Origin of the sequence: Vibrio sp. 1F169, assembly GCF_041439605.1 — a bacterium.
GTDB lineage: Bacteria > Pseudomonadota > Gammaproteobacteria > Enterobacterales > Vibrionaceae > Vibrio > Vibrio tasmaniensis_A.
Genome location: NZ_JBGOOI010000007.1, coordinates 62,153 through 85,686 on the forward strand (window position 1 = coordinate 62,153; position 23,534 = coordinate 85,686).

Annotated in this window: 19 protein-coding genes and 1 pseudogene; 11 read left to right on the forward strand and 9 right to left on the reverse strand. The window is 43.6% G+C overall.

Features of this window, described 5'->3' with window-relative positions; all coding sequences use genetic code 11:
- Positions 1-43: 43 nt before the first annotated feature.
- Genes ACED53_RS04810 through ACED53_RS04825 form a run of 4 tightly spaced genes read right to left on the reverse strand, consistent with a single transcriptional unit; the run spans position 44 to position 4,647 of the window.
- Positions 44-2,200, reverse strand: coding sequence for a c-type cytochrome (locus tag ACED53_RS04810; protein WP_017099352.1), 2,157 nt, complete (start codon positions 2,198-2,200; stop codon positions 44-46).
- Positions 2,197-2,811, reverse strand: coding sequence for a cbb3-type cytochrome c oxidase subunit II (locus ACED53_RS04815; RefSeq protein WP_017098968.1), 615 nt, complete (start codon positions 2,809-2,811; stop codon positions 2,197-2,199). Before ACED53_RS04815 ends, ACED53_RS04810 begins: the two co-directional genes overlap by 4 nt.
- Complete coding sequence (ccoN, locus tag ACED53_RS04820; RefSeq protein ID WP_017099353.1) at positions 2,812-4,236, reverse strand: cytochrome-c oxidase, cbb3-type subunit I; 1,425 nt, start codon at positions 4,234-4,236, stop codon at positions 2,812-2,814.
- Positions 4,237-4,251: 15 nt separating this feature from the next.
- Positions 4,252-4,647, reverse strand: a complete 396-nt coding sequence (locus tag ACED53_RS04825; protein WP_017099354.1) for a cytochrome c — start codon at positions 4,645-4,647, stop codon at positions 4,252-4,254.
- Between the two features lie 367 nt (positions 4,648-5,014).
- On the opposite strand from ACED53_RS04825, the gene ACED53_RS04830 reads away from it, so the two are divergent.
- Positions 5,015-5,482 carry a hypothetical protein gene (locus tag ACED53_RS04830; RefSeq protein ID WP_012600765.1) on the forward strand — a complete coding sequence of 156 codons (468 nt, stop codon included), beginning with the start codon at positions 5,015-5,017 and terminating at the stop codon, positions 5,480-5,482.
- Between the two features lie 9 nt (positions 5,483-5,491).
- Complete coding sequence (locus ACED53_RS04835) at positions 5,492-6,517, forward strand: diguanylate cyclase domain-containing protein (protein ID WP_017099355.1); 1,026 nt, start codon at positions 5,492-5,494, stop codon at positions 6,515-6,517.
- Between the two features lie 53 nt (positions 6,518-6,570).
- Here the strand turns inward: ACED53_RS04835 and ACED53_RS04840 are convergent, their stop codons facing one another.
- Both ACED53_RS04840 and ACED53_RS04845 read right to left on the reverse strand, forming a co-directional pair.
- Complete coding sequence (locus ACED53_RS04840) at positions 6,571-9,003, reverse strand: bifunctional diguanylate cyclase/phosphodiesterase (protein WP_017099356.1); 2,433 nt, start codon at positions 9,001-9,003, stop codon at positions 6,571-6,573.
- Between the two features lie 3 nt (positions 9,004-9,006).
- Positions 9,007-10,038 carry a PotD/PotF family extracellular solute-binding protein gene (locus tag ACED53_RS04845; protein WP_017099357.1) on the reverse strand — a complete coding sequence of 344 codons (1,032 nt, stop codon included), beginning with the start codon at positions 10,036-10,038 and terminating at the stop codon, positions 9,007-9,009.
- 370 nt (positions 10,039-10,408) lie between these two features.
- Here ACED53_RS04845 and ACED53_RS04850 point away from each other — a divergent pair, with 370 nt between their 5' ends.
- The 5 genes from ACED53_RS04850 (at position 10,409) to ACED53_RS04870 (ending at position 13,683) form a co-directional block, all read left to right on the forward strand.
- The gene (locus ACED53_RS04850) at positions 10,409-11,059 is read left to right on the forward strand and encodes a LysE family translocator (RefSeq protein WP_017099358.1); all 651 of its coding nucleotides are present in this window, start codon (positions 10,409-10,411) and stop codon (positions 11,057-11,059) included.
- Between the two features lie 288 nt (positions 11,060-11,347).
- Positions 11,348-12,148, forward strand: coding sequence for a PhzF family phenazine biosynthesis protein (locus tag ACED53_RS04855; protein ID WP_029225298.1), 801 nt, complete (start codon positions 11,348-11,350; stop codon positions 12,146-12,148).
- A 70-nt stretch (positions 12,149-12,218) separates the two neighbouring features.
- Positions 12,219-12,722, forward strand: a complete 504-nt coding sequence (locus ACED53_RS04860; RefSeq protein WP_017099360.1) for a YgjV family protein — start codon at positions 12,219-12,221, stop codon at positions 12,720-12,722.
- A gap of 125 nt (positions 12,723-12,847) precedes the next feature.
- Positions 12,848-13,162, forward strand: a complete 315-nt coding sequence (locus ACED53_RS04865) for a cupin domain-containing protein (protein ID WP_017099361.1) — start codon at positions 12,848-12,850, stop codon at positions 13,160-13,162.
- Between the two features lie 53 nt (positions 13,163-13,215).
- Positions 13,216-13,683: a GNAT family N-acetyltransferase gene (locus ACED53_RS04870; protein ID WP_017099362.1), complete on the forward strand. Its 468-nt coding sequence runs from the start codon at positions 13,216-13,218 to the stop codon at positions 13,681-13,683.
- Between the two features lie 127 nt (positions 13,684-13,810).
- On the opposite strand, the pseudogene ACED53_RS04875 reads toward ACED53_RS04870, so the two are convergent.
- Positions 13,811-14,307 (reverse strand): annotated as a pseudogene (locus ACED53_RS04875) (fasciclin domain-containing protein).
- A 481-nt stretch (positions 14,308-14,788) separates the two neighbouring features.
- On the opposite strand from ACED53_RS04875, the gene ACED53_RS04880 reads away from it, so the two are divergent.
- The gene (locus ACED53_RS04880) at positions 14,789-15,283 is read left to right on the forward strand and encodes a GNAT family N-acetyltransferase (RefSeq protein ID WP_009844954.1); all 495 of its coding nucleotides are present in this window, start codon (positions 14,789-14,791) and stop codon (positions 15,281-15,283) included.
- A gap of 105 nt (positions 15,284-15,388) precedes the next feature.
- Here the strand turns inward: ACED53_RS04880 and ACED53_RS04885 are convergent, their stop codons facing one another.
- Positions 15,389-16,042, reverse strand: coding sequence for a DUF2057 domain-containing protein (locus ACED53_RS04885; RefSeq protein ID WP_029225299.1), 654 nt, complete (start codon positions 16,040-16,042; stop codon positions 15,389-15,391).
- Positions 16,043-16,330: 288 nt separating this feature from the next.
- Positions 16,331-17,893: an arylsulfatase gene (locus tag ACED53_RS04890; protein WP_017099364.1), complete on the reverse strand. Its 1,563-nt coding sequence runs from the start codon at positions 17,891-17,893 to the stop codon at positions 16,331-16,333.
- A gap of 346 nt (positions 17,894-18,239) precedes the next feature.
- Between ACED53_RS04890 and ACED53_RS04895 the strand changes: the two genes are divergently transcribed.
- From ACED53_RS04895 to ACED53_RS04905, 3 genes are all read left to right on the forward strand, one after another.
- Positions 18,240-19,787 (forward strand): arylsulfatase, encoded by a 1,548-nt coding sequence (locus ACED53_RS04895; RefSeq protein WP_009844956.1) that lies wholly within the window; start codon positions 18,240-18,242, stop codon positions 19,785-19,787.
- A 191-nt stretch (positions 19,788-19,978) separates the two neighbouring features.
- Positions 19,979-22,363, forward strand: coding sequence for a tetratricopeptide repeat protein (locus ACED53_RS04900; protein WP_017099366.1), 2,385 nt, complete (start codon positions 19,979-19,981; stop codon positions 22,361-22,363).
- Between the two features lie 184 nt (positions 22,364-22,547).
- Positions 22,548-23,531: a MoxR family ATPase gene (locus ACED53_RS04905; protein ID WP_017099367.1), complete on the forward strand. Its 984-nt coding sequence runs from the start codon at positions 22,548-22,550 to the stop codon at positions 23,529-23,531.
- The last annotated feature ends 3 nt before the right edge of the window (positions 23,532-23,534 follow it).

The window sequence follows — 23,534 nt, forward strand, 5'->3', positions numbered from 1 at the left end:
CGTATTGTTGCTGCTTACCGAGTAAATTGAATACGTACAGAACCTAGCGAATGTTAATGTTCTTATCTCGACTTTCGTACATTTCAGGTGTGGTGTGTAACCCTCCAGCGTAACCTGCAGCTTCAAGAGTTTCTCTTACCTCTCGAACGTGCTCTGCCGTTACTGGTTCCTCTCTATCTCCAAGGTGCAATCGTACGAAGGTGATCAACTCAGCCAATCTTTGATCCGACAGCACATCTTCAAAGCTTGCCATTGGCATGAAGTTTCTGTCTTTGTCGAGATAGGTGGGTTGCAGGCCACGCACGGTTACTGCGATGGTGTTGAATGGATCGCTGTGCATGATGATGCCGTTATTCAACAGAGTAGGGGCGATAGGGTCACGTCCCTTACCATCGTCACCATGACAGGCTCCACATGTCTGGCGATACGTGGTGTAAATGTCAGTCGCGTAAGAGTCTTCATCAAACCCTTTGGGCTGCAACGGAACGGCGTCACTGCTGATGGTGTTGTTGATGTCACCACTGAGTAGGTAATAGGACATCGACTCGATATCTTCACGCGTCATCAGGCTTAGGCTGTTTTTTACTACGTCTGCCATGCCCGCAAAAGCAGTCCCTTTGTCTGAGTGACCCGTGTGTAAGAAATCGGTCAGTGTCGCTTCATCCCAACCATCGACATACAGCTCGTTGGCCGTGATATCGGGCGCATTCCAACCGTCAATCAAGTTACCTTGGAAAATACGTTCGGGTATCAGAGCTTGAGCAATGTTTCGAGGGGTATGGCACTCAGAGCAGTGTCCAAGGCCAGCCACCCAATATTTCCCTTGCTGCCATTTCTCAACGTTTTCGACTTCCGTTTTAAGCTCTTCGGGCACTTGATAGTCAATCGGGTCGGTATCCATGAACACAATGTTCCACCCGAGCAGACCTAGACGTATATTCGATGGGAACATCATGCTGTTGTCGTCATTTCGGCGAGGCACCGCGGTGATTGACTGCATGTATTCCCACAAGTCGAGCATGTCTTGGTCTGTGAGGTATTGATAAGAGGTGTAAGGCATTGCAGGGTACAGGTAACCATTCTTACCTTTACCTGCAACTAACGCGGCTCGGAAATCATCAAAATTATAAGTACCAATACCTTCTGTTGTGTGGGGCGTAATATTTGTTGAATAGACGGTGCCGAAAGGGGTCACAAAAGGAAGCCCGCCAGCAAAGGGTTCGCCACCTTCTGCACTATGACACGCGACACAGTCACCGGCATAAGCGAGGTATTCACCACGTTCAACAGACTGAGCTTCTAGGTTCGCGAGTCTTTGCTGCTGCTCTGAGCCCGCATGTCGAATGTAAGCACCCAGTGCGAGTATCTCGTTTTCCGTAAGCTGTTTATCAAATGCAGGCATCAGGTTGTTCAAGCCTTTGTTGATAGTGTGCTGAATTTCTTCAATACTGCCGCCATGCAGCCAAATATCGTCGGAAAGATCAGGGACGCCGATCGCCGGATTCGCGACAGAACCATCGGCGTGACAAGACGAACAGTATTTTGCAAACAGCTCTTTGCCGACTTTGACTTTCACCTCTGGAACATCGGTATGGCGTTGATTGAGCGAAGCTAAGTAGTAAGAAACCTTAGCCACTTCATCGGGGCGCATTATCTCGCTCCAACCCGGCATCGCGCCATTTCGCCCTTTGGCGATCGAATGAATGATCGCTTCATCACTACCACCATATAGCCATTCTTGGTCAATAAGGTTAGGGAAGTGTTTCTGACCTTGAGCGTTGTCGCGGTGACAAGCCGCGCAGTGAGTTTGGAACAAGATTTGTCCGCTGTTTACTATTTCGGGTATGCCAGACAATCCTTCGAGGGTGGTTTCCGTTGTTTGAGAGAATTGCTCGTTTAACGTTGTGCTGGGTGAGCTGAGTTTATCGTCACTTTGCTTCCAATCGACTAACCCTTCCCATTCACCAAGCCCGGGGTAGAGCACCAAATAGCCAGCAGACAATAGAAATGCAATAGCATAGCTGACAAAGAGTAGTTTTGGCGGTGGCGCATCTTTTTCTTCAATGCCATCAAAAGTGCCAAGGGTGTGGTCTTGATCTGCTTGGTGATTGCTACGCCAATATTTAACGACAACAGACACCATAAGAACGAAAAAGATTAAGGTTAAAATTACCGCCCATAGATTCCAAAATGCACTCATTGTGATACCTCCTGTGACGTATCTTTACCAAGGCTTTGTAGATAGCGGATCAGAGCTTCACCTTTAGTTTTTCCTCTTACTTGTAATCGGGCGTCACCTATTTCTTGGTCAGTATAAGGAACGCCAAGTATACGGAGGGTTTCCATTTTGTCGCTTATGTCGTCGCCTGACAGAGTCTGTTCAAATAACCAAGGGTAGGCGGGCATGATCGATGTCGGTACGACTTTTCGAGGATCAATTAAGTGAATAGCATGCCACTGGTCAGAATACTTTCTTCCTAAGTTAGTGAGGTCAGGCCCCGTACGCTTAGAACCCCACAAGTTAGGAAATTCGTAGATGTCGTCTGCTTCTTTGTTTGGGCGACCATTACGTTTCACTTCAGGCTCTAGAGGGCGAACCATTTGTGTATGGCACACATGACAGCCTTCACTGATGTAGATGTCTCGTCCTGCCAACTCAAGAGGTGTGAGCGGCATCGCTAAGCTGCCTTTGGCAATGTCGTCTCCGCGTACAATACTAGGCACTACCCAAACCAACAGAGAAAAGGAAGCGACGACAACAGTGGTCAAAATTAAAATGACGATTGAATGTGTAAAGTCTTTACTCATCATTTAAGCCCCCTCATTAACGGCGTGTTTAGCGTTATGTACTACTGGCATACGAACGGTTTTAAATAAGTTAAATGCCATTAGGAATAAACCGAGAACAAACAGCGCACCACCAAAGAATCGTAAGAACAACCAAGGTGCTTTAAAGTCCATAGCCTCTACAAAGCTATATATCAGTTCGCCATTTTCATTTTGAGCGAGCCACATATAACCTTCACCGATACCCGCGACCCAAAGCGCAATCGCATAAATGGCGACGCCAGCATGAGCAAGCCAGAAGTGCCACTTAATCAGTCGTCGTGACCAAAGATCGGTTTGGCCCCATAAGCGCGGAATGAAATAGTAAAAAACCGCTATCCCTGACATTCCCACCCATCCGAGTGCTGCGGAATGTACGTGGCCGATTATCCATTCGGTGTTGTGTGCCACCATGTTGAACCAGCGAATAGCAAGTAGCGGGCCTTCGAATGTTGCCAAGCAGTAGTAAAGAATCGCTGAGAAAAAGAATAAAAGAATGTAGTCGGACTTCAGCTTTTCTTTGTTTTGTAGAAGGGTCATTGCGCTATTGAAAGCACCCGCCCAGGAAGGGAGCCACAGGATCAATGACATCACGATTCCGATGTTCTGAATCCAGATGGGAACGGAAGAGTAGACTAAGTGGTGCGTTCCGGCCCACGTGTAAAAGCCGACCAAGCCCCAGAAATGGATCACAGACAAGCGGTACGAGTAGATAGGTCGGTCCGCTGCTTTGGGTATGAAATAGTAATTCATACCAATCACACCAGCGGTCAGTAAGAAACCAACGGCATTATGTCCCCACCACCATTGAACAATCGCATCTTGAGCGCCTGCAAACACAGAGTAGGACCTCATCGCCGATACTGGCATCGCTAGATTATTCACAATGAAAATCATGGCAACAACGATAATGAATGCTGCGAAGAACCAGTTAGCGACGAAGATATGGCTGACTTTACGCTTAGCAAGGGTGCCAAAGAACAACACTGCATAGAGCACCCACACCAGTACAATCATTAAGTCGATTGGCCATTCAAGTTCCGCATACTCTTTTGAGCTGGTGTGGCCCCCAGGCAAGGAGATGACCGCGAGTAGTAGAATAAATTGCCATCCCCAAAAGACCATCCACGACAGGCTTTTATTGAACAGTTCGCAATGGCCAGTTCGTTGGGCAATATAGAGTGAAGTCCCCATTAGAATATTCACCACAAACCCATAAATAACGCCTGAGGTATGCAGAGGGCGAAGACGACCAAATTGGAAATATTGAGAATCGAAATTGAGCACAGGCCAATATAATTGAGCGGCGAGGATCACGCCGATGATCATCCCCACAATCGCCCAAATTAAAGAGGCGATGATAAAGTACTTCACAACCTTAATGCTGTACTGCGTTGTCACTTGTTCCATAACAAGGCTCCTTGCCTACAGTTTTGATTTGCTGTCTGTTTTTGAGTCGCTAACTGAACTTGATTCCTTGCCGAGCATTGAATAGAAGTAGGAGATATCTCGGATGTCTTGATCTGAAAGTGTGTCGGCTTGTTGCTGCATGAGAATCGCCAAACCACTGGTTCTTTCCCTTGTCTGATAATCTTTCAGTGAAGATATGAGGTATCCCACTTTTTGACCGCGAAGGTTCGGGTAAGGGTCTTGTGTTGAGATACCATCAACGCCATGACAGGTCATACACACCTTGGCTTTTTGTTTTCCTAACTCGAACTGCTCGTCGTTGGATTCTGCGTAAACTGGATTCATGACCGCCGTCATTAGCAGAATGGAAAGTGCGGTTATGGGGTTAAACTTTAGCTTATTTAATCTCATTACGTATTCCCTTATCGAAGAAAAGAGCGAGTGCTTGATGACCCTCAGAAAACACTCAGCTTGGTGTAAAGGTTATGCATGCATAAGCGTTCTCGCTACTTACTGACTCATATTTATTGTCAATTTTGTTAGTCAGTACGTATTCAGTGGCAAGATTGGATTACTCATTGCCTTTAAAAAGCAGGGATTACTGGTATGAACGCTAATTAAAGTCTTATTTAGATAAGGGGAAGGTATTGTTCGCACCTGGTTGCAGGAATGAAACATTATTTGAGAAAGATTCGAACTGCATCATTGAGAAAATAGGCAATGTCTAAGCAAGTCAAATGACCAATATGAACTAGACTCAAATTAGTGACCTTTTAAAATGGAGTTTAAAATGAGAGCTGCACTTCTGTTTATACTTTCACTGTGTTCATTTTCTATTTTTGCAGCATCGGAACTGACAATATTCGATCACTTAGGGCAAAAACATCAATTCAGTCGAGAACAGCTGTTATTGCTTCCTCAAAAAGAAATCACCACGTCATTACCTTGGCTGGATGGAGAATTGGTTTATAGTGGTGTGGCCTTACAAACGGTGCTTGAAACTATGGATTTACCCATGGCCTCGCAGGTAACTTTTGTTGCACTAAACGACTATAAAATAGCGGTGCCCAAAGAAGACTTTGACGACTACCAGCCGATCATTGCGATTAAACAAAATGGCCAATTTATGTCAGTCAGAGAAAAAGGCCCGTACTGGTTGATATATCCACTTTCTTCGACTCCAGACATTGATAACACTGACTTCCATGCCAAGATGATCTGGCAGATACGCGATATTCATTTGTAAGGACTTAGTATGAAAAAGCTGTTGTCATTGACTGCAATTAAAGTCGTCGTGTTATCTTTAGCGGCAGTGGTACTCACCATTAATATCTACAGTGTGACCCGCATTAACGATATCAATAAGAGTTTTTCCACCCGACAAAATGAGGCAACGTGGTTCGTTTTTCAATTGGTGAAAGAATACGCCAATTTCTTGATGGTAAGCCGTTCTGAAACTATTGATTATGATGAGTTATGGTTAGCGTACGATATTACGTGGAGCCGGTTTGACATATTAATTAACAGTACTGAGTCCTCCAGTTTCATCAAGTCAGCAAACTTTAAACCTTATTTTAGTGCGGAATTTGACAAATTTAAGAGCTTGGAATCCTCAATTAAACTGGTCAGTCAAGGGTTGTTGCCCAAGGAATCTCTGCAGAAAAAAGTCGATATTTGCTACCACACACTCGTCGATTTTATTAATGACAAGTTTCGATTACAAAGCCCTGTGATTGAAGAAAACACCTCAATGGTTGATAACTTGGTTACTGTTCATCGGATCAGTAGCGTTTTTCTTGTTGGCATCTTGTTATTGACTGGGATTATTTTTTATATGGATTTTTCTATTAAAAGAAAGCTCTACTCTACGGATTTTATTACAGGATTTCGCAATCGAATTTCGTTGATGAAATTTGTTAAGAATAGCTACTCGAAGGACAAAAACTTTGATCTCTATTTTGTCCGAATCAGAAATCTTACCGAGATTAATCAAAAATATGGCCTTGAATATGGGGACCTTGTGGTGAGCTCGGCTGCTAAGTCTTTGACCACCAAGATCCCTGAAAGCACCATTTCGTTCCGTAGCAGTGGAAGCCAGTTCTTATTCTTCATTCCTGATCATTTGTACGCGAGTGATGAAATTCAGGACAAGTTTAACGACGTCCTTAGTGATTACATCTCTGCAGGTAACTTAGAGTTAATGATTGACGCCGTAGTGAGGCACAAGAAGAACATAAGCTCTAAAGACATGATGGAACTGTTGACCTCGATGCAAGGCTAAGCCTCTATAAGGTTTGGTCGTGGTTATTAAGTAGTCATGCTTTCGGAATACGACTACTGTTTCTGATTGAGTGCCACAATCCTTTCGTTAGAGCTTGGTTCTAAAAGGGCTTGCTGATCCAGAATAGTCTGCGGATTGTGGTCACGAACAAATTCAATGAACTCAATGTAAGTGAGTGGTTGGCTGAAAAAATACCCCTGTATTAGGTCGCAGTTGGCTTTTTTAAGGTGATGATATTGTTCGAGAGACTCGACACCTTCACCAACAACGAAGGTGTCACAAGAGTGCCCTAAGTTAACCATGGATTCGACCATCTTTCGGTCAGCTTTGTCGTCGACGATATTATCGATAAAGCTTTTATCAATTTTAAGCTCATCGACAGGGTAGTGAAGAAGTTGGTTAAAAGCTGTATAGCCTGTACCGAAATCGTCAAGAGACACTTTTAAACCTAAGCTCCTGATACTTTCGATAGTCTGCACTGTAAGTTTACTGCTTTTAACGTAACTGGTTTCGGTAATTTCTATAATGATGTTGGCTGGTGGTACTTGATAACGCTCGATTACCTTTCGAATATTGTCGGCAAAGTTACGATTGTAAAGTTCCATCGCTGAGATATTTATTGATAAGCTACCTGTGTACTTGTGAATTTCAGAGAGCTCTTTATAGCTTTTTATTGCGGTACTAATGACCCACATGTCGAGTTTGGATATTAGATTGCTCCTCTCCGCGACTGGAATGAACTCATCTGGACCCGCTTGAATGTCAAACAGTGCAGGGCTGCGAATGAGACACTCAGCGCCATCGATTTGCAGGGTCTGAGCATTGAAGATGGGCATAAAGCGAAGTTCAAAGTTGTCGCTTTCACAACACTCCAATAGCCTTTTTTCGATAACGTCATGTCTTTCTAGTGAATGAAGTAGTTCTTCGCCGTAAACGATTCGGCTTTCTCCATCACTGTGCGCTTTGGCATTAATCAGCATCTCATCGATGCATCGGTGCCATATCTCCTCGAACTTAGGGGTATCGACGGGTAGTACACCTGTTGCAATTGAAAGCCTGAATCCGTAGTAATCTAGGAAAGTCGTACCCGTTAGGGTGTTGTTAATGTTCTCGATTTCTTCGTTTATTGATTGGTGCTCACCCATTTCCAATATGGCAATGAATTGGTTTCCTCCTAGCCTTGCAACTGAATAGTCGCTGCAACTGAAGCCGAAAGAGGATTGTTGATTCTGCAGGGTTTCTCTTAGTGTTTTGGCCAGACTAACGAGTACATTGTCACCTACTTTTGCACCATATAAGTCATTGATTTTACGGAAATCGATAATATCCCAGCAAACCAGATAGCAATGAGGGCTTATCGAGCTTTTTAGACGCACATCGAGGTGTCGGATGAACGAGCGTCGGTTGGCTAATTTAGTTAATTGATCAAATTCAGCTTCGAACTTTAATTCCGTGAGTGAATCAATGTAAGCGTTCTTCAAACCATCAATTTCACTGTGCCCGGATGAACGTTTGAAATACCTCAGTTTAAGTCCGCCAATCGATATCTCGTGTAGTAGCTCTTTGAGTGGACGTACTAATTGGTAGCGCACCACCATGTGTACGATGAGCATAATAATGAATAGTGTCGTCAAACTGCCAAGTAAGGTCTGCTTAGCAATGATAGATTTTTCCTGATTGAATTTTTTTTCGCGAATATTAACTTGAGCGAGGAAGTGACGGCTGTTCATCTCAACTTTGATTCTGTCTTTGGTTTGTTCAAACGATTTGATAACAAACTGCGTATTCTCTATGTGTGCAGTATTCGATGATGGCTCAATCAGAAGCTGCATATTGTCATCATCGTTGTATTTTATTAGTAAGTTGGATAGTTGTTTTAATGGACCATCTGCAATCAGTATGTATCGATTTAAGCTGTCGTTTGCGCGTTTGTCTTGTGGGAGCAAGTAAGGGTCGATTGCAATAACGTAAGCGTATCTAAGTTCACCACTCACAGAGATATATGAGAAGCCTTTATGAGACAGCTCGTTTTTATTGATTAACGAGGTATAGATATCGAAGATTTTTTCATAGATGTTATCGGGGATTTTTAACCCTTCGAAAGGGTCTGCTCGTAACGTAGATAGCGTTAACTGGAACTTAGGGTCAACGATATAGATGTTACGTTGACCAAACTGATTAACGTGACTTTGGTTTAAGACGCGAAGCACTCTTTTTTCCAGCAGGGACAAGGTTGTGTAGTCACTAGGGTTTTGAATATATCGCAAGAACTGTAGCGATGAACCAATATCTTTTACAAGCAAAGATAAACCAAGTTGCTCGTACTCAGCGGCCACTAGCGCTGTGTTTACGTCGGATTGCACCTCGTCTAAGTACATGTGTTTCGCATGGTTGGAGGCTAAGTTGTAAGTAACCATTCCGCCTATTGCAAATACGAACAATAAAGTAGGAATGAGCACAAAGTAGAGCTTCTTTAATACTGGCATTAATTATCTCAAACTGTCGACAATGCGGTTACGAATTTGAATGCTATTGGGTTCGAGTTGCTGATACAGATAGCTGCGTTCTAAAACCTCTTTGCTAGGGAAAAGCTCCGGATCATTTTGGTACTCTTGTGTTGTTAAGGCTTTTGCTTTTGAGCTTGGAGTTGCAAACCATGAATCCATTGCGTTTTGAGCTGCGATCTCGGGTTGCGACAAGAATGATAGAATCGTTGTTGCTTGTGCAGACAACTCTCCGTTATTAATCGCAGCAATGCACTCTAACCATAACGTTGTGCCTTCTTGAGGCACAGCGTAGGACCAAGAGGCATCAGGCTCCAAATCATTGAGTACATAACTGTCACCAGAATAACCGTAGGCAAGGTCGATGTTAGCAAGACGTTCGGGTTGGCGAATATAGTCGATGACGTATTCGTTGCTTTCTAGGTGTGGCTTTTGAGCTTGCAGGGTTTTATAGGCAACGCGAAGTTCTTGCTCATTATTGGTGAATGGATCAAATTGATTTGCTAACAGTGCAGTACTCACCAAATCCGTAGGTTCGTAATACATACTTATACGGCCACTGCTGTTCGTGTCTGGTTCGAGAATAGCGTTCCAAGAGGTGGGAGTGTTTACTTTGTCACTGCGATATAAGATTCCCGCAGTCCCCCAAGCGTAGGGAATGCCATACTCGCCGCATCCATCAACCCACCGTGAATCTATGTTACCAGCAATGGATTGTTGTAACTCACTGAGATTATGAAACAGGTTCTGCTTGGCTAACGCATTGAGCTTTACACTTTCTATAATGACTAGCTCAAATGCGCCACGACGTTCGCTCAATAGCACTTCATCTCTGATCGACTCATCAGAAAAAAACTGTTGTTTCAAAGAAATGCCGTACGTGTCACTTAGTTGGGTCACGACGCTATTGGATAGAAATTCATCCCAATTGTAGAGATAAATATCATTTTGTTGGCTAAACGCTGTGCCAGTTAAAAAGGATGATGACGCAAGAACAGAAACATAAAATGCTTTCACTGACGGATTCCTTTCCTACTTTGCTTAACTAAATCGTAGCCCAAATTTTGCGACATAGCTCAAATTTAGGTCTCTAATTTCAGTTCAACCTAACGCAATGCATCTAGGTGTGAAAATCCTATGACCTAATTGGAACTAAAAGTAAGCTTTGAGCACAAAATCATTATGTTAAATCAAGGGGATATCAACCTTTGACCGACGAACGCCTGAAGAAGTGCACGAATGACTCATCTACTTCCGATTTGGCACGACGAAAACACGGGATTTGTTTGATTATTAGGTTATTAGTAAATATATATTCATCTACTTGAGCATTTTTTCGTTAGTTATGCAATAGTAGGGCATTAATTGAACGACAGGAGGTTGGTTTATGGATGCAGGTTTAGTTGGGATTTTTGTTACCGTGGCGATTGCTCACTTTTTGGCGCTATTGAGCCCCGGACCAGATTTTGTGATTGTGGTAAAGAGTGCTGTTAAAAATAAGGGTAGAAAAGCACTCGGCGTTGCATTCGGTATTGCCAGTGCCAATGCAGTCTATATTGGTTTGTGTCTTATTGGGGTCGGTTCTATTTTGGCAGCTTCGGTTTCAGTGATGATCGCTTTAAAAATTATTGGCGGTTTGTTTCTGGTGTACCTTGCAGTTCAAGCGATAAGAGCGAAAAAATGTAATTACAGTAATATCGATGTTGTCGAAGAAGGTGTCTCCATTCAAACCACTTTTCTTAAAGAATTTGTTACGGGTTTTCTATCGGGAATCCTTAATCCTAAAAACCTTTTGTTCTATTTGAGCTTATTCACGGTTGTACTGAATAATGAGGTGGGTTTCATGTTTAAGCTAGGCCTAGGTATTTGGATGACGGTGGTTGTCTTTATTTGGGATGCCGCGATCATCTTCCTATTATCGACGCCTAAAGTGCGTCAAGAGTTTACGCGCGCTGCTTACTATATTGATAAAGTGACAGGAGTTATGTTGGGTCTGCTTGGCTTGACCATTGTGAAATCTGCTCTGGTACGTCAGTAGATTCAATAAAGTTACCATTGCTGAGTAACCTCACGTTTGTGGCACGATACAATGCCTATGTGCCGCGAATGTGTGCTTGCTTCCTACCAGGGCTGATACGTTTTATCTCTTATCTGCCCGATGTTAAACCCTCAGCTTAATCCACCAATTCTTTTCATAACTGTTTGTTTATCATTCCTTAGTTCTTAAATAAGTATTAATAATGTTGCTGTTGAACACTTGTAGCACGGGGTGTTTGTGCTTATTGTAGGCTGCAATGTCTATTCAATATCAGCGCTAGGAGCCATTGTGAATTTAGAGATATATCAAGTGGATTCGTTCACAACTCAAGCTTTTAAAGGAAACCCTGCAGGGGTTTGTATTTCACAAGAAGCTTTAGAAGAGTCGTTGATGTATTCGATTGCTGAAGAGATGGCAGTATCAGAAACGGCATTCTTAGCCCTCAATACGATGACGTTGAAATGGTTCACACCAGAAGTTGAAGTCAAATTATGCGGTCACGGTACGTTGGCAACAGCGCATGTGATGAAGGAAAGAGGGTTAGTCAATGTGGGTGAGGTTGTGACGTTTGATACGCTTTCAGGGGAGCTATCTGCCACAGTTTGTGACTCCACAATCGAGCTTGACTTCCCAAGTACTGTGCTTGATCTTGGATTGGATACTAATAAAGATTTGCTTGAATATTTAGGGCTGTGTGAAGCCCAAGTCGTGTCATACAGTGAGTTCGATACCAAGCAGTTTATTGAGGTTGTCAGCGAACAAGTTTTATTAGATTTATCACCAAACTTTGATGCTCTAAAGCGTATTAAAGGTCGAGGCGTTGTTGTGACAGCATTGTCGTCGAACTCTGAGCTTGATTTTGTTTCGCGCTATTTTGCGCCGTGGGTGGGTGTTAACGAAGATCCCGTTACGGGTTCAGCGCATTGCGCTCTCACACAATACTGGTCCGAGAAACTAAACAAAGCGCATTTCAATGCTTACCAAGCGTCGCGCCGCGGTGGGTATGTATCGACAGAGCTATTACCGAATGGTCGTATAAAACTGATGGGGTCTGCAACCACCGTAATCAGTGGTACTTTAAAAGTCTAAACTTCAATATCATTCATAAAACAGCAACGTCATAATTTAAATCTGCTAGGTCACTACTTAAGGAATAATCGTGTCAGCTTTTTATCTTTCTCAGGTATTAGTCGCAATTGCTATTTGTTTCGATCTTCTGTCTTTTCAATTTAAAGAGAGAAAGAAAATCGTTACCTGTCTGTTCTTTGCTGGCGTGCTTATTTCTAGCCACTTTATTCTTCTTGAACAATGGACAGCGGCGAGCCTAATGACGATCGCCACTATTCGATATTTGACGAGCGTGTTTTCTACGTCACCCAAATTTAAATATTTGTTCAGTTCCATGTCAGTAGTCGCAACGGTTGTGACTTACTCGGGGCTCACTAGCATATTGAGTTGCTTTGCTTCCGTATTTCAAACCTTTGCAGCCTTCAATAAAGATGACCGTCGATTAAGAGAGTTGATGATCATCGGAACTAGCTTTTGGTTGGTTCACAACTACTTAGTTGGTTCTCCAACTGCTGTACTGATGGAAGCGCTATTTATCTGCAGTAACTTGGTTGGCTATTATCGTTTCTATTTCAGAAAAAGTGCTGTGGCTTAGGGCTTAGGGCTTATAGCTTATAGCTTATAGCTTATAGCTTATAGCTTATAGCTCAGGAAGCTAGGCTTTAGATAAAACGATAAAGCACTGCACCATATTCATCTAACAAGGATTAGGAGAGAGCGATGTCAAATATCTACTCGAATGTGCCTTCGTCAATACCCGACGAAATCTTCAACGACATCATTACTACTGAGAATGTGCGGATTGAAAGAATAATATCTCATGGGCACCGTTCTCCAGAACAAAGTTGGTATGACCAAGATGAAAACGAATGGGTTATGGTGCTAGAGGGGCAAGGTGTTATTGAGTTCGAAGACGGACGTGTCGTTACCTTGTCTAAAGGGGATTACATCAATATTGCCGCGAGAGAGAAGCACAAGGTTGTTGGTACGGATAGAGACGTTGTGACTATTTGGCTAGCTGTGTTTTATCGTTAGTATTGCTATCAAGTAGTGAATAGGCAATCAGCAATACATGAAAGGACTGTGTCGTGGTTAGAATTCGAAATTACCAAGTTAGTGATGCCAAAGCATTATGGGAGATCTATTTCCATACCGTCCGAAATATTAATGTTCGTGACTATTCTCAAGAACAAGTTGAGGCTTGGGCTCCAAGTGACTTTGACTCCGAGGCGTGGGAAAAGTGTCTGCATCGTATCCAACCTTTTGTAGCGGAGTTGGATGGCCACATTGTTGGCTATACTGACTTGCAACCGAATGGGTTGATAGATCACTTCTTTTGTCATCATGAATATCAAGGTAAAGGTGTAGGGCGAGCTTTGATGGAGCATGTATTCGAGATTGGTCGATTTCGTGGTGTATCGAGATACTTCTCTGAGGTGAGTATTACCGCTAGGCCTTTCTATGAGCACCTTGGCTTTAAGTTAGTGAATGAACAGGAAGTCGAAATACGTGGCGTTAAGCTGACTAATTACGTGATGGAGAAAACCACTAAGTAGCCATTAACGTTATGTCTAGTGTAGGTAAAATTGGATATGCTCAACGCTTAGCCCAGTAGGTTAAAAAGGGTGTGAACTGTCACACCCTCAAAGAGTTTGGTTTGCCTGAGACTTTCTTTCTATTTGATTATTTCGGGAGCAAGACCGTATCAATTACGTGGATTACACCATTGCTTGCTTCCACATCAGCCGCAATCACTTTCGCATTGTTAATCATAACCGTGCCATCTTTTACGCTTACCATCACGTTTTGACCTTGAATTGTTGTCGCTTTGTCTATTTTCATAACGTCTGCCGCCATCACTTTCCCTGCGACTACATGATAAGTCAGCACGGCGACTAATTTGTCTTTGTTTTCCGGTTTCAAAAGCATATCGACAGTACCATCTGGCAACTTGGCAAATGCTTCATCGGTTGGAGCGAAAACGGTAAAAGGTCCTTCTCCTTTCAAAGTATCTACAAGTCCACCCGCTTTAACAGCAGCTACAAGTGTATTGAAAGAGCCATTTCCTACTGCGACATCGACGATATCTTTTTTCATCTCATGATGATTGGCGTTAGCGAATGCACTAAAAAAAGTGCAGCGACAAGAAGAGATAGAGACTTGCTAATTTTATTAATCATGTTGGAATCCTTTGAGTTTGTCCGTTATTTTCGTCAGGTATTACGAAAGGCTCAAAGCGATGGATCAATTTATACCAATCACAGTAAGTAAGTGATCAAAAATAGCGCAGGAAAAAAGCTTGAGAACAAGGCTGCTCTTTTCAATAAATAGTTTCGATAAGTAGTTATTCTACAATCAAAAAACCTAACGACGTTATCGAGATTTTTAACAAGCTAGGGTGAACAGTTATTTACTACGATTGGTATTATTATACCTTTGAGCTATTTGCTTCGAGAGCGAACTTTACTCTATGAACAGGCGAGTGAGGGCCTTCAATGGTGCATTTTTAGTATTTGAGTTTGTTATTTATGGGCTGTGGCGACTGTTTTATGGGCTATGACGATTATTCAATTATTTCTGTCACTTACGGTTGTAGCTACTCGTTGCTATCCGTAATATGAAAATTAGCTTAAGGATAGAAATAGACAGTAAGGAATCACTTTGGAAATACAAATTAGACATCTTGAAACCACAGACAACCAAGACATTTTTGATATTTATCGTCATTCATCAGTATCAGAAAATACTTCACAAAAACCTTTCCTTAGCTCTGATCAAGTGGAGCGATTGTTTGGTCATTCAGACCATTTCACTTTAGTCGCAGAAGTGTCAGGTAAAGTCGTTGGGCACATTACCTTATTCATGACGACTAAGGTGAGAGACCGACATAGTGCTGGCTTAGGGATTGCGATTCACCCTGATGCACACGGCAAAGGGGTTGGGAAGGCATTAATGAAAGAAGCGATTAATCAGGCTGATAATTGGCTTAATTTGGTCCGTCTGGAGCTAGAGGTTCATGCCGATAACAACGCTGCCATTGCTTTGTATGAACGAGTAGGTTTTCAGTTAGAAGGCACTAAAAGGCTGAGTACATTCAAAGGCGGGAAATACATTGATATGTTGTTGATGTCGAGGATTAGACCTGATTATCGTTGATTGTTAGACCTATAACGTCCTATTTAGATGAAATCAAAGAAGCTGGCAGTGTGCCAGCTTCTTTGGTTTGAACGAGATATTTTATAGACTTGTTCGTAATCGAATCTACTTGTTCACGTAATCTTTGAATTTCTGCTTCGTTTCAGCATCGGCTTTTTCGTACCAAAAATACAACATTTCTTCAGCGGTGTTAGCCGCATTTCCATCAATTTTTGCTGGAAGTGTTACAGGTTGAACAACCGCCGCTGTTGCGCCTACTGTTGTACCTATAGCTAGTGCAGCAATGCCGCCTTGCTGGTTGTATTCTTTTGCTTCTTGAGGGTATTTACGTCCAATTTGCATACCGTCTTTAACTAGCTTGTCTTGCTTAACGCTGATTTCATTCTGGTTCTCGTCAACAAGGCTCCACTCTAAGTTTTTAAACCCAGATTTTGCTTCTGCTGTGTTGCGGTATTTTGGCAGATCGAAAGTCAGTGTGGTATCAGTCGCATCGAATGTTGCGATAACAGCGTCGCTGTCTACGAATTCACGATCGTTACCTTTATCAAATGCAAGTTGATATTGGAATACGATTTGGTTTTGGCCATCTGGTAACGTCAGTGTTTTATGAGAAGAGAATAAGCCGCCGTCTAAGTCAGGCTTAGCTTCGTTAACCGCTAGAATATCAACACTGGATGGAACTTGGATTTCAACGTCAGCTAATACTGAAGGTGCAGCAACGATAGCTGAGAGTAGGGCAATGCTTTGGATTGTCTTCATAATCATACAGTTGTTAGGGTGAGTTAAAATACAATCGCACGCATATCTCTGTATTTCAAGTGATGTCCGTGGGATTTGAAAAAATTTGCGTAATCTTAACGTAACGGTCATAAACGAGGCGAGTTACAAGGCTATGCGAGTAAATGTATGCGGATAACCTTGTTCGTCACTCGTTTGTTGAAGGCTTATGTGGGACAGTTTTCATTGTTGATATACTGAAAAGCCGTGATAGCACTTGAGCTATCACGGCTTGGTTTCGCTTTCCTAGGTTGGTTAAGCTTTAGCTAATTATTTAGCTTGCGCTGCTGCCGCTTCTAGTTGCTTAAGTTTACCTTGAAGCATGTACGCATTCTGGTTGAAGTTACCAGGGTTCAACACTTGGCTTTGCTGCATTGGGTAGTCAGGTAGTGTGTTCATGAACTCTTGTACTTTGCCGCCTACTGGTACGAATAGCCACATATTGTCTGCCATCCAGCGTAGGTACATGCCCGATTCGTGTGGTGCTTTTTCGAATGGGTCAGCACGTAGGTGAACGACTTGAGGCCAGTTTGGTTGGAAGCGAACTGCATCAACAATGTTCCCGTCCATTACTGCGAAAGAAATCTTGAAGTCATTCCAACGTACCGCATTTAGTTCAGCGTTAGCAGAGAAGTAAAGCATGCTGTCACGAGGGCCTTTCTCTTCTTTACCTTGGAAGTAAGGTAGGAAATTGTAACCATCTAGGTGTACACGCCAGTTTTTACCGTTGTAAGTAGCACCTTTATCAGACGCTAGTTTCTCAACCACTTTATCATCACCAGCGGCTGCTAGAAGAGTCGGGATCCAGTCTTGGTGGCTCATGATGTCGTTGATCTTAGTTCCCGGTTTGATAGTACCAGGCCAGCGAACTAACTGAGGAACACGCATACCACCTTCGTAAGTTGTACCTTTTTCACCGTGGAAGTAAGTTGCACCACCATCAGGCCAAGATACTGTCTCTGCACCGTTATCGGTAGAGTAGATTACGATGGTGTTGTCTGCGATCTTAAGCTCATCAAGTTTGTCTAGGAGGATACCCACTTGGTCATCATGCTCTAGCATGCCGTCTGCGTAGATGCTGATACCCGATGCGCCTTGGTATTTTTCTTGTAGACGAGTCCACACGTGCATGCGAGTCGTGTTGTGCCAGATGAAGAATGGTTTGTCAGCTTTCACTGCTTTTTCCATGAATGCTAAAGATTCTTCTAGGAACTCTTCATCCGCGTGCTCCATACGCTTACGCGTCATAGGACCTGTATCTTCAATCTTACCGTCAGAAGTCGACTTGATTACACCACGAGGGCCAAAGTTCTTACGGAACTCAGGATCTTTAGGGTAGTAGTAAGTCTCTGGCTCTTCTTCCGCGTTTAGGTGGTACAGGTTACCGAAGAACTGGTCAAAACCGTGGTTCGTTGGAAGGTGTTTGTCTTGGTCACCCATGTGGTTCTTACCGAACTGAGCGGTCATGTAGCCCTGTTCTTTAAGAAGGTCTGCGATCGTTGGAGCCCAATCAGGGATGCCGTGGTCAGAGCCCGGCATACCGATAGTCAGTAGACCTGTACGGAAAGGTTCTTGACCGGTTAGGAATGCAGCACGGCCAGCAGTACATGATTGTTGACCGTAATGGTCAGTAAATAGTGCGCCTTCGTTAGCAATACGGTCGATGTTAGGTGTTTCATAACCCATCATGCCGTTGTTGTATGCACTGATGTTGAATACACCAATGTCATCACCCCAGATAGCAAGAATGTTTGGTTTTTCTGCTGCTGTTGCCGCTGAAGAAGCTGCTAATAAGCCAACACCTAATGCTAGTTTATTAATTTTAGTACCCATAAGGACTCCAATTCACTTTTAAGATTAATGCGTTAGAACAACACATCGATGAGCAAATGTTATTCTCAAAATTCCGTTCCGTCCTTTTATAGTGCTTATAACCAATCGTTATGATGTCTAGTTAACTTGTTGATTCATATAAGTTCTAGTGTGTTGCCAGAACAACCCCTTAGTTTGTATGTGTGATCCTTATCATGTTTGTTGCCGTAAACCTTATCGATGACTTCTGTATCCATATCTCGATGAAAATGACAAAAATATTAATAGCTTAGGTAATCTCGCGTATGCGCAAAAAATGAACTATACGTTGTAGGGCAGGATGCAAATAACTTACGAAGAGGTTTCTATGACAGCGAAGTATGGCGCTAAACGTCGATTAGCGATTTTGGGTACAGCAATGATGGCCGCGTCTAGCGCCACTTTTGCAGCAGAAAAGCCAAATATATTGGTCATTTGGGGGGACGACATTGGTCAATCCAATGTGAGTGCGTACACCTTTGGTTTAATGGGTTACAAAACGCCCAATATTGATAGCATCGCCAAAGAAGGGATGATGTTTACCGATTATTACGCTGAACAATCGTGTACTGCGGGTCGCTCTACCTTTATTACGGGACAAAGTGTATTACGAACGGGTTTAAGTAAAGTAGGCCTTCCAGGAGCAGACATTGGTTTGCAAGCGGAGGATGCAACGATTGCAGAAATGCTTAAACCTATGGGGTACATGACAGGTCAATTTGGTAAAAACCACCTTGGCGATAAAGATGAATTCCTTCCAACAGCACACGGGTTTGACGAATTTTTTGGCAACCTTTACCACCTGAATGCTGAAGAAGAACCGGAGAATGAAGATTACCCAACTGACCCAGAGTTCCGTAAGAAATTTGGCCCTCGTGGTGTGATCAAATCATTCGCTGATGGCAAGATTGAAGATACCGGTCCACTAACGCGTAAGCGTATGGAAACGGTCGATGAAGAAACGCTGGACGCGGCACTTGATTTCATGGATCGCGCAGTGAAAGCGGATAAACCATTCTTCGTTTGGTGGAACGCAACAAGAATGCACTTTAGAACGCACGTGCAGCCAGATAGCAAAGGCGTAACCGGTATCAGTAACTACGCTGATGGTATGGTTGAGCACGATCGACACGTTGGACAACTATTGAAGCAAGTGGATGAGTTGGGAATCAAAGACAACACCATCGTTTTCTACTCAACGGACAACGGTCCACACATGAACTCTTGGCCTGATGCCGGTACAACTCCGTTCCGTGGTGAGAAAAACACCAACTGGGAAGGCGCATATCGTGTACCAGCAATGGTTCGTTGGCCAGGAAAGATTGAACCGGGCAGTGTTTCAAATGAAATAATGCACCACATGGACTGGATGCCAACCTTCGTTGCAGCCGCTGGTGATGATCAGATCAAAGAGAAACTACTGAAAGGTCATACTGCGGGTGATAAAACGTTTAAAGTGCACCTAGATGGTTACAACTTCCTTCCTTACCTAACCGGTGAAGAAGAGAAAGGCCGTCGTTCGGAGATATTCTACTTTACCGATGACGGTGACCTTGCGGCACTTCGTTACAACCAATGGAAAGCGGTGTTCATGGAGCAGCGTGCGACGGGTACCATGCAAATTTGGGCAGAACCGTTTGTAACGTTACGTCTTCCTAAGCTGTTTAACCTCCGAATGGACCCATACGAAAACGCAGATATCACATCGAATACTTACTATGACTGGTTGTTGGACCATGCTTATATGTTTGTTCCTGCTCAAGCGTATGTTGGCAAGTTCTTAGAAACCTTTGCTGAATATCCACCACGCCAAAAAGCAGCGAGCTTTAGCTTGGATCAGGTTATGGAGAAACTTCAAGAGAACCATAATAAGTAAGCTTTGGTTTATTGAAACTGCTAACACGAAAGAGCTCTTCGGAGCTCTTTTTTTATGCGCATATCGATGAGTAAATACCAGTCGTGAATATGAGTCACAACAATCAAGCTCACTGCCACTAAATAATTGTAAATTCATTGTTTTTACGTCTACCTTATTAAGCATAAGGATGTATAAAAACAAGGAATGTTATGTCTGCATGGTTGTGCTCACTAGTGAACGGATTGAAACACCAGCGAGTTGCAGTATTATCCGCAATGTTGTCTTTACCTATGTTGTCGACACTCAGTGTCAATGTGTATGCTAATGAACAAGCTCCAACGACTGAAGCTACGCTTATTGGTTCAGGAACTTTAGATGCCAGCTCTCCCAAGGCTACGTATGTCGGTTCTGAAGCATGCGTTGACTGTCACAGCGAAGAAGTGGAAGCGTGGCAAGGCTCTCATCATGATATGGCGATGAAGCACGCCGACGATGAATCTGTGTTGGGCAACTTCGACGATCAAACCGTGACTCATAAAGGAAAGCCCAACCGTTTTTTTCGCAAGGGAGAAGAGTTTTGGGTCAACATCGAAGGGCCGGATGGCCAATTCAAAGATTACAAAATCAGCTATACCTTCGCCTTTGAACCTCTACAACAGTACATGGTTGAGTTTGAAGACGGACGCGTACAGTTGATTCCTTTCGCTTGGGACTCTCGCACTGAGGGCGAAGGCGGTCAACGCTGGTTTAACCTCTACCCGGATATCACCAACACCGATGAGTTTTACTGGACCAACAGTGGTCAGAACTGGAACTTCATGTGTGCCGATTGCCATTCAACAAATCTAGAAAAGAACTACGACAGCGCAAGCAATACTTACAATACCACTTGGTCCGAGATTAATGTTGGTTGTGAGGCGTGTCATGGCCCTGCGAGTGAGCACGTAGAACAAGCTAAGTTAGCAAAAGCGAATGGCGAAAAGGATGTTCAAGCCTCCGCGCATTATGGCTTTGATCGCGACTTGTCGAAGTCGGTTAAAGAATGGGTCTACCAAGAGGGCAACTCAACCCTACAACCAAAAGACATCATCCATACCAATCAGGTTCAAACCTGTGCGCAATGCCACAGCAGACGTACTCGGTTAAATGAAACTGGAGATCACGTTAACGGGTCTTTCTTTGATAAGTATCGTCTAAGTTTGATTACTCCTGAGCTTTACCATAACGATGGTCAAATCTACGATGAAGATTACGTTTACGGCTCTTTCTTACAATCAGTGATGGCAGAGAAAGGCGTTACTTGTACTAACTGTCACGATCCACATACTGCAGAACTGAAAATTGCAGAAGAAGCTGTGTGTAGTCAATGTCACATAGCCTCTGAATACACGCCTGAAAAGCACACATTCCATGAAGCGAATACTGAGGCTTCACAATGTACCACTTGTCACATGCCAGAAACGACGTACATGGAAGTTGACCCAAGGCGTGACCACAGTTGGCATATCCCACGCCCTGATATCAGCCAACATATTAAAACACCGAACGTCTGTACCAGTTGTCACGAAGATCAAACTGATCAGTGGGCTGATAAACAAATCGGTAAATGGTTCCCAGATTCTAAGTATCGAAACCAACAACATTTTGCTGTCGCTTTTTACGCGGATTCAATAGGGCACAGAGGAGCAGAAGATGCACTGGCGTATTCGGCTCAAGATTCCAGCTTAAGCAATATCATTCGTGCATCGAGCTTAGAACGTTTGGGCGGCAATACGGGTAAGAATACGCTTATCTCGCTAGCAAGAGCGGTGAAACATGATGATGAGATGATCCGTTTAGGCGTTGTGCAAGGCTCGTCTGGTTTCCCATTCACTGATCGTTGGCAGATTCTAGAGCCACTATTGAAAGACCCAGTATTGTCGATTCGCTCAGAAACCGCAGGTGCATTAGTGCGTTACTGGGGAGAAATGAATCCTTTGCAGAAAGACCAAATCAAGCCTGCATTGGAAGAGTACATTGAGATACAGCAGTTTAATGCCGACAGAGGGTTTGGGCGTACTAATCTAGGAAACGTTTACCGAGATTTAGGTCAGCACGACAAAGCAATTGATTTCTATTTAGGTGCTATCGAGATTGAGCCTTACTTCGAAAACAGCTACGCCAACTTGGCGGATTTGTATCGAGCACAAGGTAACGAAGCAAAAGCGTTATCGACCTTGAAGCAAGGTATTGAAGCTCAGCCTAAATCGAGTGTTTTGCCATACAGCACAGGGTTATCTCTGCTTCGTGTAAAAGATTACGAACAAGCAACGGAGTACCTTAAACAAGCTGCTGAAACTGCACAAACCGACCCACAATATTGGTATGTGTACGGATTGGCTTTGGAGAAATCGGATGTGCTTGCGGCAAGTCAATCACTGCACAAGGCTTACCAATTTAGCCGCAACCCACAGCACTTGTATGCCCAGTGTGAAGTGTTGGCGCGAAACAGCCATATACCGGGCGTACCAAAGGCGTTTGAGCAATGTATTTCATCACTGAGCAAAGTGGCACCGCCGGAGGCCATTAACCAATTGAAAGCTAAGTTTGAATAAAGCGATGAGGTGAGTTTGGCTGTTGTGCTTGCTGCTTATTCCGCTTGTAACCAATTATCGCGCTTATGAGCAATTATCACGTTTATAATTTATCGTGCTGATGAACAATTATCACGTGTATAACTAATAGTTATGGGGCTTGTGAGTAGGATGTACGCAGCCAGATTGAATTAAGGGAAGACCTATGAACCATGCACAACAAGCAATAAACCAACTGATTGAACAAACAGAGAAAAGTGTTATCGGTCAGAGCCACGTCGTTCGGGCTCTGGTGATAGGGTTATTGACTAATGGGCATGTGCTTTTAGAGGGACTTCCCGGTACAGCGAAAACTCGTTCAGTGAAGTCGCTGGCGAACCTACTGAACACCAGTTTTGGTCGAATTCAGTTTACGCCTGACCTGCTGCCATCAGATGTAACCGGTACAGAAGTGTATCAAGAGCTTGATGGAAAGCCTCAGTTGCATTTTCAACCGGGTCCTATTTTCAACAGTATTGTTTTAGCCGATGAAGTGAACCGTGCTCCTGCAAAGGTACAAGCGGCTCTGCTTGAAGCCATGGCGGAAGGGACGATTACGGTTGGTGGTCAAACTCATATTCTGCCAGATCTATTCATGGTGCTAGCCACTCAAAACCCAGTAGAGCAAGAAGGTACGTATCCACTGCCTGAAGCACAAATGGACCGTTTCATTATGAAAGTGACGGTCGACTATCCAGAAGATGAAGCTGAACGCGACATCATTCGACTTGTGCGCAGTGAGGAACTCGGTAGCGAGACGAGTTCAGAATTAGTCACCCCACAGCATATTGAACCTGAGTTGGTACTTGAAGCTCGCCGCCAACTTCCAGATATTGCCGTTTCCGATTTAGTTGAGAACTACATTGTGGCTTTGGTGATGGCGACTCGTAAGCCAGAGCGTTACCCAGAATCAAACCTATCAAAGTGGATTGAGATTGGCTCAAGCCCACGTGCTTCTATTTCATTGGATAAATGCGCTCGCGCTTATGCGTGGTTGCAAGGGCGTGACCACGTCACGTTGGACGATGTGCGTGCCATGTTGCCGACCGTATTAGGCCACCGATTCTCGTTGTCTTACGATGCATTGGCCGATGGTATTGACCATCAAAGAGTGGTTGAAGAACTGCTTGATAATGTTGAGATCGGATAACTA

Excerpts from the sequence above, each read along its gene's own strand:
- ACED53_RS04810 (WP_017099352.1), bottom strand. The coding sequence starts at position 2,200 with ATGAGTGCATTTTGGAATCTATGGGCGGTAATTTTAACCTTAATCTTT.
- ACED53_RS04815 (WP_017098968.1), bottom strand. The coding sequence starts at position 2,811 with ATGATGAGTAAAGACTTTACACATTCAATCGTCATTTTAATTTTGACC.
- ccoN (WP_017099353.1), bottom strand. The coding sequence starts at position 4,236 with ATGGAACAAGTGACAACGCAGTACAGCATTAAGGTTGTGAAGTACTTT.
- ACED53_RS04825 (WP_017099354.1), bottom strand. The coding sequence starts at position 4,647 with ATGAGATTAAATAAGCTAAAGTTTAACCCCATAACCGCACTTTCCATT.
- ACED53_RS04830 (WP_012600765.1), top strand. The coding sequence starts at position 5,015 with ATGGAGTTTAAAATGAGAGCTGCACTTCTGTTTATACTTTCACTGTGT.
- ACED53_RS04835 (WP_017099355.1), top strand. The coding sequence starts at position 5,492 with ATGAAAAAGCTGTTGTCATTGACTGCAATTAAAGTCGTCGTGTTATCT.
- ACED53_RS04840 (WP_017099356.1), bottom strand. The coding sequence starts at position 9,003 with ATGCCAGTATTAAAGAAGCTCTACTTTGTGCTCATTCCTACTTTATTG.
- ACED53_RS04850 (WP_017099358.1), top strand. The coding sequence starts at position 10,409 with ATGGATGCAGGTTTAGTTGGGATTTTTGTTACCGTGGCGATTGCTCAC.
- ACED53_RS04865 (WP_017099361.1), top strand. The coding sequence starts at position 12,848 with ATGTCAAATATCTACTCGAATGTGCCTTCGTCAATACCCGACGAAATC.
- ACED53_RS04885 (WP_029225299.1), bottom strand. The coding sequence starts at position 16,042 with ATGAAGACAATCCAAAGCATTGCCCTACTCTCAGCTATCGTTGCTGCA.
- ACED53_RS04890 (WP_017099364.1), bottom strand. The coding sequence starts at position 17,893 with ATGGGTACTAAAATTAATAAACTAGCATTAGGTGTTGGCTTATTAGCA.
- ACED53_RS04895 (WP_009844956.1), top strand. The coding sequence starts at position 18,240 with ATGACAGCGAAGTATGGCGCTAAACGTCGATTAGCGATTTTGGGTACA.
- ACED53_RS04900 (WP_017099366.1), top strand. The coding sequence starts at position 19,979 with ATGTCTGCATGGTTGTGCTCACTAGTGAACGGATTGAAACACCAGCGA.
- ACED53_RS04905 (WP_017099367.1), top strand. The coding sequence starts at position 22,548 with ATGAACCATGCACAACAAGCAATAAACCAACTGATTGAACAAACAGAG.